Annotated in this window: 1 pseudogene; it reads right to left on the minus strand. The window is 56.3% G+C overall.

The annotated features are described in order from the left end of the window. Positions 1-231 (minus strand): annotated as a pseudogene (locus tag FHC52_RS23115) (IS5/IS1182 family transposase); the annotation flags it as partial.

Below are 231 nucleotides of genomic sequence, written 5' to 3' on the forward strand. Positions count from 1 at the left end.
GCCAAAGTGCCACTGATTGCCTTTCTTGGTCTGATGCATCTCCGGATCGCGTTGCTGCTCTTTGTTCTTGGTCGAGCTGGGTGCCTCAATGATGGTGGCATCGACCAAGGTGCCTTGAGTCATCATGACGCCTGCTTCGGCCAGCCAGCGATTGATGGTCTTGAACAATTGGCGGGCCAGTTGATGCTGCTCCAGCAGGTGGCGGAAATTCATGATGGTGGTGCGGTCCGG

This window comes from Enterobacter sp. EC_64 (assembly GCF_019584165.1).
Lineage (GTDB): Bacteria > Pseudomonadota > Gammaproteobacteria > Enterobacterales > Enterobacteriaceae > Enterobacter > Enterobacter roggenkampii.